An 11,664-nucleotide genomic window follows, 5' to 3' on the forward strand; every position below is an offset into this window, starting at 1 on the left:
TCACCGCTTCAGATATACCGCGTCAGGTCCATCCCCTCGTACAGCGAGGCGACTTCATCGGCATAGCCGTTGAACATCTCCGTGCGCCGGCGACGGAACTCGCCGATCCGGCGCTCGGTGCGCTGTGACCAGCGCGGATGGTCCACGTCCGGATTCACGTTGCTGTAGAAACCGTACTCGTCGGACTGCGCCTGATTCCACAGGGTCGGCGGCTGGTCCTCGACAAAACGGATGTGCTGGATCGACTTGATGCTCTTGAAGCCGTACTTCCACGGCACCACCAGGCGGATCGGCGCCCCGTTCTGATTCGGCAGCACTTCGTCGTACAACCCCACGGCCAGAATCGTCAGCGGATGCATCGCCTCGTCCAGGCGCAGCCCCTCGGTATAGGGCCACTCGAGCCCGCCACTACTGCCGCGGCGGCGGCGCTGGCCGCGCAGGTTGTCCGGATCGTAGATGCTCTCGAAGGCGACATAGCGGGCACCGCCGCGCGGCTGTGCCTTTTCGATGATGCGATTCAGCTCGAAGCCGATCCACGGGATCACCATGGACCAGCCCTCGACACAGCGCATGCGATAAATCCGCTCCTCCAGTGACCAGGGGCTGATGAAATCCTCGACCGCATACTCGCCGGGGTTCTCGCACAGACCGTCCACCGTGATGGTCCAGGGGTCGGTCTTCAGCTGGTCGGCATAGGTCTTGGGGTCGCCCTTGCCCGGCCCCATCTCGAAGAAATTGTTGTAGCTGGTGATCTCGTCATACGCGGTCTTCGACTCGTCCGTGGAAAAGTCGCTGCCCTCGAACTCGAGCGGGTAGCCGCGCAACGCGGCCGATGCTGGCAGCGCCATGCCCAGCCCCCCGAGGGCAAGACCGGCGCCCAACCCGACCCCGGCGCGCAGGAACTCGCGCCGCCGCGCGTAGACCTCCGGCGGGGTGATCTCGCTATGGGAACACTCGGAACGACGTCGGGTGCGGATCAGCATGGCCTGCCCTCGCGACTGGTTGGGATGACAGTGAGAAGCGCTGTCACTCGTGCACGATGGACCAGAAGCAGCGCCTTGAGTTCGACGCGCCATGCCCATAAGACAATCCGCCGAACAATAAGAATTTTCTGCTTGCACAGCGCCGGGAACGATATATAAGGCTTTTCTGATACCGCAGTCCGGGGTGGCCCGGCCGGCTTGTCAGGAGACCCGACAATGGATCCGACGATCGACGACGTGGCCGATGGTGCCGACGAAATCGCCAGTCTGTTCGACAACCAGCTCGTCAATGACCGCGGCCCGGCCCGCCACGCCGCTCGCCGCACCCTGGAACGCCTGATGGAAGAACGCGCCCTGCGCGCCCACCTCGAGGACGACTTCGACCTGGCCCCCGCCCACGAAGCCCTGGAGTGGTAGTCCCCGGGGTGGCACGCATCGCCACCCCGTTTCCGAAACGCCCCACATCATCGATGCGATTCGCTTCGCTCATCACATCCTACGAACCCATTTCTCCCCTCGTAGGATGCGATGAGCCCCGCGAATCGCATCACTCAGACGCGCCAATCGTCCAAGGCGTCTCCCACAATCCAGCATCAAATACCAACATCAGCCTGGCCCCTCAATCCCTCCCTGGCTCCCCCGTGGGCCAATCCTCACCTTCTGGCGCCCCGCCCCAATCCAACGGATACACACCCGCCCGCACGAACCGATGAAAACTCGAATACGGCCACTCAGCGACGTACCGGACCCAACCATGCTTGACCGGGTTGTAATGGATGTAATCAACATGCCGAGCCCAGTCGTCCTCGTCCCGAATACAATGCTCCCAGAACCGACGCTGCCAGAGCCCACGCTCACCGCGTCTTGCCCGGCTGCGCGTGCGCGCTTCGCCAGCACACACCAACCGCGAGAACCGCGCCTTGATCAACCGCCATCGGCGGCTGAAGTCGGCATCATCGTCCGGCAGGCGCCAGATACAATGGAGATGCTCGGGCAACACCACCATCGCGTCGATCACGAACGGATGACGATGCCGCACCTGGCGAAACGCGTCTCTCAACGCGTCAATGTGATCCGTAAATAGGGTGTTTCCTACCCGAACGGCCGCATTCACAGTGAAAAAATACGTGCCACCCGGCACGCGCACACGGCGATAATCCGTCATCCGTCGCCTCCCTTCCCTGGGATTGGTTCGAACCGATGTTTGTGCTGCTCCGACGCGATGCGATTCGCTTTGCTCATCACATCCTACGAGAGTTCTACCAGCCCTTGTAGGATGTGATGAGCAAAGCGAATCGCATCAACGCCGCGGGCAGAGGCACCCCCAAGCCAAGGCCTTCACCCGTCCTCGTACCCCGTCAACTCCACGAAGCCCCGGCCGACCGGCTCGCCATCCGCGTCGAGGATATCCACGGCCCCTTCCCAATAACGGACCACCGTGTCCATCTCCTGCTCGTCGCGCACCGCCACCACGGTCCACTCGCGCACAGGCCCACCGTCGGGTGGCTCGATGCGCATGGACCATTCCACCGGATAGCGGTTTCCGGACGGCTGGGTGGCGAACCGGGTCGGTTCCAGGCGCACATGCTCCGGCTGCAACAGGGCATCCCCGGCAGCCGCCGGCATCCAGCGCCCTTTGGACTGCTCGTGCGGCGTGCCATCCGGGCGCCGCAGCTGGTAATACATCACGTCCAGCCCGTCATCCATCTGCAGCGCAAACCAGTCCCAGCCCGCCTGATCCTCCGCCAGCGCGCTGGTGCTCCATTCGCGGTCCATCCACGCCTGCCCGGTCACGTCCAGCGCCGCCCCCGAGGCACGGCGCACCTCGCCGGCCACCGCGATACGCGGCATCGAGTAGTAATACGAGGCGTCGCCCGGCTCCGGCCCCTTCTGGCTCAGGCCGGCCTCGCCCTGCAGGACCGGCTCGCGCGCAGGCTCCAGCTCCAGGGACAGCACGTAGTCCTCCACGGTAAAGCGCAGCGTCCAGCGATCCCGGTCCAACCCGGCCAGCTCCCAATCCTCGGCCCAGACCCGCCCTACCGGCTTGGTCGCCCCGGCCAGCCCGCCGCCATCGCGCACGAACCGCTCCTCGGATGCGTGAAACCCCGCGTCACGATCCAGCACCGCGGTATGCACCATCCACAGATCAGGGCTGGCCCAGGCGGACTCGTGCCAGACCCGATCCCCGGCGAGCCCCGGCGCCAGCCCCACGCGGAAGAACGTCACGTGAAACCCGAAACGCTCGCCTTCGGGCCCGTCCAGATTCCCCGTCAGGTACCACCACTCGTTGCGAAACCCCGGGTGCGGCCCATGATCGCGCGGAAACTCGAACGCCCGTGGCACATCGGCCCGGCGGAAGCCCGTGGTGTCCTCGCCCCCCAAGGCCTCACTCACCCGCAGGCCAGTCACCTCCGCATCGGCCCGTTCCGGCGGCTCCGCACCCCCGCATGCGGCCAGTAACCCCACCAACAACACGACCAGAAGCCCCTGTGGGAGCGGGCCTGCCCGCGAAGCCCCTGCCCGCGCTGGATTCTGGCGCGAGCCATTCGCGGGCAAGCCCGCTCCTACAAAACCAAACCACCACATTACGGCACCTCCCTAAGCGCCGGAACCAGGCGCATGCGCGCCATGCGCCAGGCCGGGATCACCGACGCCAGCAGCGCAGCCCCCACCCCCAGCAGCACGGTCTCCCCGACCTCGACCCAGGGCAGACGCAGGTCCATGCCCCAGCCAAAGGCCTCGCGATTGATCACCTCGATCAGCAGCCAGCCCATCCCCAGCCCCAGCGGGATCGCCGCCAGGGCGGCGAACACCCCGAGCACACCGCCCTGCAGCACCACCAGCCCGCGCACGCCGCCCGGCAACAGCCCGAGACTGCGCAGCGTGGCGAACTCGCGGGCCCGCTCCATCTGCAACGCGATCAATGCCCCCAGGATCGCGATGAACGCGACCACCAGCGTGATCACCCGCAGCAGATGCGTGATCGCAAAGGTCCGGTCGAAGATCGCCATCGACTCCTGCTCGATATCCCCCGGCCGCGTCACCAGCGCCGCGCGCTCCTGCTCCGCCAGCCACGCCTCCAGGTGCCCCACCGCCTGCTCGGCGTCGGCCCCATCCGGCAGGCGCAGCCCGAACGAGCCCACCCCGTCCGCGGGCAAGCCCCCACGCGCGAACGCCGCCTGCGTCATCAGCACCGTACCCTGCGGGTTCCCGTAGTCGCGATAGATCCCGAGGATCTCGAATGCCCGCCGCCCCCCGGCCGCGGCCAGCGAAAGCCGATCCCCCACGCCGACATCGTGATGCGCCGCAAACGGCTCGGTCACCAGCACAGCATCGTCCGCGGCCAGCCGCGTCCCCAACGCCTCGCGGGGCACGGCCGCCTCCAGCAACGGCAGGTAGTCCAGCCAGTCGGCATGCGGACGCACCACGTACAGGTCCACCAGCCCCCGGTCACTGACGACCTCCTGGCTGGTGCCGGAACTGACCGATACGGCACCCGACCGGGCCACCAAGTCGGCCGTCCAGTCCTCGGGCAGGCGCGCCCCACCGCGCGCCGAGGCCGGGGCCGCCGGCACTACGTACAGGTCCGAGGTCAGTGCCTGCCCCAGCCACTGCTCCACGCTGCCGCGAAAGCTCCCCACCATCACCGCCACGCCGATGGCCGCCGCCAGCGCCAGGGTCAGCGCCGAGGTGGCGGGCGCGCTGCGCGACAGGCTGCGCTCCAGGCTGCGGACCGCAATGCGCGGCAGGGCCGCCCCGCGCACCAGCACGGCCAGGCCGCGCAGCGTCCACGCCAGCACCCAGGGCAGCAGCAACACAAACCCTGCAATCAGCAGGAACAGTGCGACAAACCCGCCCACCAGCGCCCCGGCACCGGTCATGATCAACCCGACGCCCGCCAGCAACAGAACGATAGACGCCAGCGCCAGCCACGCGGCCCAGCCACGGGCACGCCGTTCCAACCCCCCGCGCCCGGTGCCGGCCGGGCTGGCCACCCGCGCCGCCTCCCAGGCCGGGGCCAGTGCGGCCGCCAGCGACAGCCCCACGCCCAGCAGGAGCACCGCGGCCAGCGCCAGCGGCCGCGGTGTTACCCCGGTCACCGCCACCGCGAAGAAGTGATCCGTCACCGTCTGCGCGACCTGCGCGACCAGCACCTGCGCCAGGGCCACCCCCAGCAGCGCACCCAGCAGCGTGCCGATCACGCCGACCAGCAGGGCCTCCAGCAGCACCACACCGAAGATCGCCCGGCGCCCGACACCGACCAGGCGCAGACTGGCAATCACCTCGCGCCGGCGCAGTACCGCAAAGGTCTGCGTGTTGTAGATCAGAAACGCCGCGATCAACAGCGCCAGCAGGCTCATCGCGGTGAGGTTGATGCGGAACGCCTGCGCCAGCTGGCGCGCGGCCTGCCCGCGGCTCTCGACCGCCACCAGTTCCAGTTCCCCAGGCAATACGTCGGCCAGGGCCTCGACCGCGTCATCCGCCAGCCGCACGTCGATCCGGTCCAGGCGCCCCAGCCGGTCGAGCAATACCTGCGCCGTGGCGATATCCGTCACCCAGAGCGCAGCGCCTGCATCATCAGACGCGCCATCCCCCGCATCATCACTCGAGCCCTCGTCCCGTTCGGCGGCACGGTCGATCAGCGTGATCTCGCGCTCGCCCCCGGCCGCGTCCAGCGCCAATCGAGCCCCATGCGCCTCCCCGCTCGCGCGGAACCAGCCCGCGGGCGGCAGGATGGTCCCCGGCTCGGTCACCAGGCGCTGCACTGGGGCATCGCCGATATCCGAGGCCGTCCCACGAAACGGCCCCTCAGCCAGCGGATCGACGCCCAGCACGTAGATCGTCGTCCCATCCGGCAGTCGCGCCGGGCCCTCCACGATCGGGGCCGTATCCCGCCACCCGGCCATGCGCAGCTCGCGGTAAAAGGCCTCGTCGAAGCCGCTCGCCGGCCCCAGCACCTGGTGCGTAGCGGCCCCGGCCACCTCGTCCATCGAACGGTCGAAGGCCCGCTGGGCGGACTGGTTCGCCAGATCCACCGCCAGCACCACCGCCACGCCGATGATCACACCGACCAGCGTCAGCACCCGTTGCAGCGGCCGCCGACGCCAGTCGCGCAGCCACGCACGCAGAACGAGACCACTCACGCCGGCAACCCCTCCACCGATTCCGGAGGCTGAAGGACCCCGTCGCGCATCGTCAGCACCCGATCCAGTCGCCCCGCCAGTTCATTGCTGTGGGTCACCAACAACAAGGAACACCCGGTCGCCCGCACTTGCTCCAACAGCAGCCCGAACACCGTCTCGCCGGTGCGCGAGTCGAGATTGCCGGTCGGTTCGTCGGCGAGGATCAGCGCCGGCTGGTGCACCAGCGCCCGCGCGATCGCGACCCGCTGCTGCTCGCCGCCCGACAGCGCCTCCGGATACCGGTCACCCTTGTCCCCCAGCCCTACCGCCGTCAGCTGGCGTCCGGCACGCTCGCGGCGGGCGGCCGCAGCGTCCCCCGTTGCCAGTTCCAGCGGCAGCATCACGTTCTCCAGCACCGTCAGCGTCGGAATCAGATGGAACGACTGGAACACGACCCCCACGCGGACCCGCCGCAGCCGCGTCCGCGTCGCCTCGTCCAGCCCCGCGAGCGCCTCGCCCGCCAGATGCACCTCGCCGCGATCCGCCGCCTCCAGCCCGGCCGCCAGATGCAGCAGGGTGGACTTGCCACTCCCGCTCTCGCCCACGATCGCCACGCGCTCGCCGGGGGCCAGCTCGAAGTCCACGCCGTGCAGCACCTCGCCCTCGCCGGGGTAGGCAAACGCCACATCGGTCAGAGACAGCACCACGCCTTCTACCGAGCCTTGTCGCTCCATCGCAGACACCTTTTCAATCACACAAATCTTCGCCTGCGAGCAGGCTCCTACACGGCAGGGAAAGCCCACCGTAGGAGCCTGCTCGCAGGCGAACAGCGCTCACCGAACGCCCCACACGTTCCAGCCCATCACAGACCATGAAGAGTAGATGAATGTTTCAAAATGCCACACAAGCGGTTGATTGAGGCACTGCATCCGTTAGAATAAGCGGCATCTCCACACACGGGAACGCGCCTTGACACGCCGATCACGCAGCCGATCTATCTGCGCCTAGCGGCAAGCGCCCGTTCCCTAACCGGTCGCTTCCCGTCAGGCCTCTTTGATCAAAGAGCCGGGAACGGCCGGGCCCCGCCCGACCCGAACCTGCACCATTCACCGCATTCGTGCGGCGCCGCGATGGCCTGTGCCCGAGCACAGTCCGCGCGCTGCCCCGATGCCGCCGGGAGAAGGGCATGGAGCTTCACCTCGAGCAGTCCATCATCGAGCTGAAGGAGCTGTTGCGTCTGGACGACCGCGACGGGCTCCACGAACTGCTCGACTACATGCGCGTGCAGGATATCGCCCACGCGCTGATGGAGCTGGGCGAGGAAGACCTCATCGCCGTCTTCAACCTGCTGCCCCCCGGGCGCAAGGCGGACGTCTTTGCCTACCTCGACACCGGGCACCAGATCCGCCTGCTGGAGGCCTCGCCGCGCGAGGACGCCCGCTTCATCCTCTCCGAGATGGAGGCGGACGACCTCACCGCCCTGCTGCAGACCCTGGACCCGGACACCCTGCGCGGCTACCTGCGCCTGCTGCCGTTTCGCGCGATTCGCCGCGCGCTCAAACAGCTTAACTACCCGGAGGACTCGGTCGGCCGCGTGATGTCGCCGGATGTCGTCGCGGTCGACCCGGACTGGACACTCAAGCGCGCCCTGGCCTTCATCCGCCGTAACGCGGACGAACACTCCAACAACGTGATCTTCGTGGTCGATCAGGACCGCTTGCTCCTGGCCGCCATACCCATCCGCCACTTCCTGCGCGCCAGCGCCGACAGCCCGGTGCGCGACCTGCTGGGCGAAGCCGACCCGATCACCATCGCGGTCTCCGAACACGCGGTGGAGGCCGCGCGCCGCATCCAGCACTACGACCTGGAGAGCCTGCCGGTGGTCGGCGAGATCGGCGAGCTGCTGGGGGTGGTCACGGTGGACGACGTGATGGACCTGATCGAGGCCGAGTCCACCGAGGACTTCCACAAGCTGGGCTCGGTGGGCACCCTGCCGCTGTCCCCGCAGGAGGCCAGCCCGTTCCTGCTCTATCGCAAGCGCATCGGCTGGCTGCTCGGTCTGGTCGCCTTCAACACCATCGGCGCGCTGATGATCTCCCAGTACGAGGACATCATCGAGACGGTGGTGGTGCTGGTGTTCTTCCTGCCGCTGCTGATCGCCTCCGGCGGTAACGCCGGCGCGCAGAGCTCCACGCTGATGGTGCGTGCCATGGCCACCGGCGAGGTCACGGCCAGGGACTGGCTCCGGCTGTGGGCGAAAGAGATGGGCGTATCCCTGACCCTCGGGCTCAGCATGGGTGTTGCGGTCTCGCTGGTCGGGCTGTGGCGCGGCGGGCCGGAGATCGCGCTACTGGTGGCGCTGTCGATGACCATCATCGTTACCGTGGCCAGCATCCTCGGCATGCTGCTGCCGGTGGTCCTGAACAAGTTCCGCCTCGATCCGGCGACTGCCAGCGTACCGCTGGTCACCTCGCTCGCCGACATCGGCGGTATCCTCATCTACTTCACGTTGGCCACGGCCCTGCTCGGCCTGGCAATCCCATAGGACCTCCCGGATGAGCCCGACCGAACCGGATCTCGACACCCTGCCGCAGGCCCTGCAGACCGCGCTGACCGCGCCCACTGCGGAGGCCCTGCAGAGCCTGTGCGCCCAGCACGCGGCGCCGGATCTCTCCGACGCCCTGGAGACCCTGCCGGCCGAGCAAATGGAGGCCTTCTTCCAGCGCCTGGATGTCGAGTGCACGGCGGACATCTACGCCCACCTGGAATCGGATCACCAATCCCGCGTGTTTCAGGCGCTGGAGGACGAGCACGCCAGCCGCCTGGTCGCGGCGCTGTCCTACGATGACGCGGTCTCGGTGATCGACGGGCTGGAGGACGAACAGGCCGAATCCCTGCTCGAGACCCTCCCGGACGAAGACCAGGAAGCCCTGGAAACCCTGCTCGGCTACCCGGAGGAGAGCGCCGGGCGCCTGATGACGCCCGAGTTCGCCACGGTCCAGCCGGACTGGTCGGTGGCCGAGGCCATGGACCACCTGCGCGAACAGAGCGACCTGGCCGAGACCATCAACACCATCTTCGTGGTCACGCCGACCGGCGAACTGCTCGGCTGGGTGCGCCTGAAGGCGCTGCTGCTGTCGCGCCCGACTTCAAGCGTGCGCGAGCGCATGAACACCGATGTCGTCAGCATCAGTGCGGAGGAAGACCGCGAAGAGGCCGCCCACCGCATCAGCCACTACGATCTGGACGTCCTCCCGGTGGTCGACGACAACGGCCACCTGCTCGGCATCATCACCGTCGACGACGTGATGGACGTGCTGCGCGCCGAGACCACCGAGGACTTCCACCGCATGGCCGCCGTGGGCGACGTCGTGCTCTCGCTGCGCGATGCCAGCATGCAGCTGCTCTACCGCAAGCGCATCGGCTGGCTGGTCATCCTGGTCGCCGTGAACATCCTCTCCGGCCTGGCCATCGCCCACTTCGAGGCCGCCATCGAAACCGTCGTCGCCCTGATCTTCTTCCTGCCCATGGTCATCGCCTCTGGCGGCAACGCCGGCGCCCAGGCCTCCACCCTGGTCGTGCGCTCGCTCGCCACCAACGACATCAAGCCAGAGGACTGGTGGCGCCTCGGCGGCAAGGAGATCCTCGTCGCCTCCGCGCTGGGCGCCACCCTGGCCGGCGCCATCTGGCTCTCCGGCAACTGGCTGGGCAGCCTCGAGGTCGCCAACGCCATCGCGCTCGGTATGTTCCTGGTGGTCCTGTTCGGCTCCCTGTTCGGCCTGCTGCTGCCGTTCACCCTCACCCGCCTCGGCATCGACCCCGCCGTCGCCAGCGCCCCGCTGATCACCTCCGTCGTCGACGTCGTCGGCATCACCATCTACTTCGCCACCGCCGTCGCCATCCTCGGCCTCTAGCTCCCCAGCCCCCGTAGGATGCGATGAGCGCAGCGAATCGCATCAACCCCGCCCCACCCCCAACGCCCGGTGCGTTTCGCCAAGCTCAACGCACCCTACGAACTGCCCCGAACGCGTAGGAGCCGAGCCTCTCGGCAATCACGACCTCACCAACACCCCTCCGCGTCATCCAGGCCGCAGCGCCCCCCCCGACATCCCGGCCGCAACACAGCCCTCCCGTCATCCCGGCCGCAGCGCAGCGAAGAGCCGGAATCTCCCCCGTTCGAACACCCCCAGATCAAGACGCCCGGCCATGACAACCAACGGCACCCCATCCTCAAAGGTGACAAACCGCGTCACTTCACATGACCATTTTTGTCACGTGACACACCCGGGAAGCGCGCGGGCGTGACCCATGCCACAGACCACACCGCGCCCGGGCGCCGTTTTCACGCATTCCCGCACTCTTGGCACGCCCAATGCATCTCCTCAGACAGCTGCCCACGGGGTGGCCGGGCCTCCGGCCCAGCTTTTATGACATCAAGGGAGAACCACCATGCAAAAAGTGAAGAGTGCCCAGAAGGGCTTCACGCTGATCGAACTGATGATCGTTGTGGCGATTATCGGGATTCTAGCTGCGATTGCGCTGCCGGCTTATCAGAATTACACAGCCCGGGCTCAGGTTTCCGAGGTCATTCTCGCCGCATCGGCCGCGCGAACTGACATCTCCGAATATGCATCCACGGAAGGCCAATTGCCACCGAACGACTACGCGGTCCAGAACCAAACCTCCGATTACGTAGCTAGCCTGTCTTGGGATGGCACCGATATTATCGTCGCGTCGCAAAGCCTGAGCGCTGGTGCCACCGGCAATATTCAACTTCGCCCCACGATCAATGCCAACAACCAAGTAACTTGGCAATGCGGTGGCACGATCGGTGAACAGTTCCGCCCAGCCTCATGCCGAGACACGCTCCAGTAGGTATAACTGAGGGAGATCGACACCCTCCTGAGCCCCGGCCTAGTGCCGGGGCTTTTTTCGGTTGAAAACTCTGGGACACCCACTTTGTTGACAGAACAAAACTCTGGCATGCAAACCCCGGGACACCCACTTTCCCTTTGGCGTCGACGCTCATGCTCCGGCAAATTGCCGATAAGCATCACGAAGGCGGAAAAGGGTAAGGACACCCGCCGCCGCTACGGGTAAGGACACCCAAGCAGTACCGGAGCCCCGGCCATCGTGTCGGGGCTTTTTCGTTGTGGACAGGTGTCGACTTCCCCGGATTAGGTCCACGGGTGAAATCGTCTGGGACACCCACTTTGGCAGATAAAGTGGGCCCCGATGTGGTGGTCAAGTGATTTCGGACACCGCGTTAGGTGGAGTGGCTGCCGTTGGTTGCTCGTAGACGCTGGGAGGCAGGTAGCCCAGCGTCGAGTGGATGCGAACGGTGTTGTAGAACCGGACGATGTAGTCCGCGATATCCCGCCGCGCCTCGCCGTGGTTTGCATAGCGGCGCTGCCAGACGCGTTCCGTCTTGAGGCTCAGGAAGAAGCGCTCGACAACGGCATTGTCCCAGCAGTTGCCCCGGCGACTCATGCTCGCCTGGATCTGGTGCCGGGCCAGCAGCCGCTGCCAGGCGGCGCTGGTGTATTGGCAGCCCTGAT

At 66.9% G+C, this 11,664-nt stretch carries 10 protein-coding genes; 4 read left to right on the top strand and 6 right to left on the bottom strand.

Translation table 11 applies throughout. The features are described 5' to 3' along the window. Positions 1-8: 8 nt before the first annotated feature. Complete coding sequence (gene msrP / locus F816_RS0102580; protein WP_019593411.1) at positions 9-983, bottom strand: protein-methionine-sulfoxide reductase catalytic subunit MsrP; 975 nt, start codon at positions 981-983, stop codon at positions 9-11. A 216-nt stretch (positions 984-1,199) separates the two neighbouring features. Between msrP and F816_RS0102585 the strand changes: the two genes are divergently transcribed. After that, positions 1,200-1,400 carry a PA3496 family putative envelope integrity protein gene (locus tag F816_RS0102585; protein ID WP_019593412.1) on the top strand — a complete coding sequence of 67 codons (201 nt, stop codon included), beginning with the start codon at positions 1,200-1,202 and terminating at the stop codon, positions 1,398-1,400. Positions 1,401-1,602: 202 nt separating this feature from the next. Here the strand turns inward: F816_RS0102585 and F816_RS0102590 are convergent, their stop codons facing one another. The 4 genes from F816_RS0102590 to F816_RS0102605 form a co-directional block, all read right to left on the bottom strand. Further along, positions 1,603-2,148, bottom strand: a complete 546-nt coding sequence (locus F816_RS0102590) for a transposase (RefSeq protein ID WP_019593413.1) — start codon at positions 2,146-2,148, stop codon at positions 1,603-1,605. 173 nt (positions 2,149-2,321) lie between these two features. Further along, positions 2,322-3,458, bottom strand: a complete 1,137-nt coding sequence (locus tag F816_RS0102595; RefSeq protein WP_019593414.1) for a lipocalin-like domain-containing protein — start codon at positions 3,456-3,458, stop codon at positions 2,322-2,324. A gap of 110 nt (positions 3,459-3,568) precedes the next feature. After that, positions 3,569-6,127 carry an ABC transporter permease gene (locus F816_RS0102600; RefSeq protein WP_019593415.1) on the bottom strand — a complete coding sequence of 853 codons (2,559 nt, stop codon included), beginning with the start codon at positions 6,125-6,127 and terminating at the stop codon, positions 3,569-3,571. Next, the gene (locus F816_RS0102605; RefSeq protein ID WP_019593416.1) at positions 6,124-6,840 is read right to left on the bottom strand and encodes an ABC transporter ATP-binding protein; all 717 of its coding nucleotides are present in this window, start codon (positions 6,838-6,840) and stop codon (positions 6,124-6,126) included. Before F816_RS0102605 ends, F816_RS0102600 begins: the two co-directional genes overlap by 4 nt. Positions 6,841-7,292: 452 nt before the next feature. On the opposite strand from F816_RS0102605, the gene mgtE (F816_RS0102610) reads away from it, so the two are divergent. From mgtE (F816_RS0102610) to F816_RS0102620, 3 genes are all read left to right on the top strand, one after another. Next, on the top strand, positions 7,293-8,651 hold the full coding sequence (gene mgtE, locus F816_RS0102610; RefSeq protein ID WP_019593417.1) for a magnesium transporter: 1,359 nt from the start codon (positions 7,293-7,295) through the stop codon (positions 8,649-8,651). A 10-nt stretch (positions 8,652-8,661) separates the two neighbouring features. Next, positions 8,662-10,020, top strand: coding sequence for a magnesium transporter (mgtE, locus tag F816_RS0102615; protein ID WP_019593418.1), 1,359 nt, complete (start codon positions 8,662-8,664; stop codon positions 10,018-10,020). A gap of 535 nt (positions 10,021-10,555) precedes the next feature. Further along, the gene (locus tag F816_RS0102620; protein ID WP_019593419.1) at positions 10,556-10,981 is read left to right on the top strand and encodes a pilin; all 426 of its coding nucleotides are present in this window, start codon (positions 10,556-10,558) and stop codon (positions 10,979-10,981) included. Positions 10,982-11,350: 369 nt separating this feature from the next. On the opposite strand, the gene F816_RS0102625 is transcribed toward F816_RS0102620, so the two are convergent. Further along, the coding region (locus tag F816_RS0102625) for an integrase core domain-containing protein (protein ID WP_019593420.1) at positions 11,351-11,664 on the bottom strand (314 nt) is incomplete at its 5' end.

Source organism: Thioalkalivibrio sp. ALM2T, assembly GCF_000381505.1.
GTDB classification, from domain to species: Bacteria; Pseudomonadota; Gammaproteobacteria; order Ectothiorhodospirales; family Ectothiorhodospiraceae; genus Thioalkalivibrio; species Thioalkalivibrio versutus.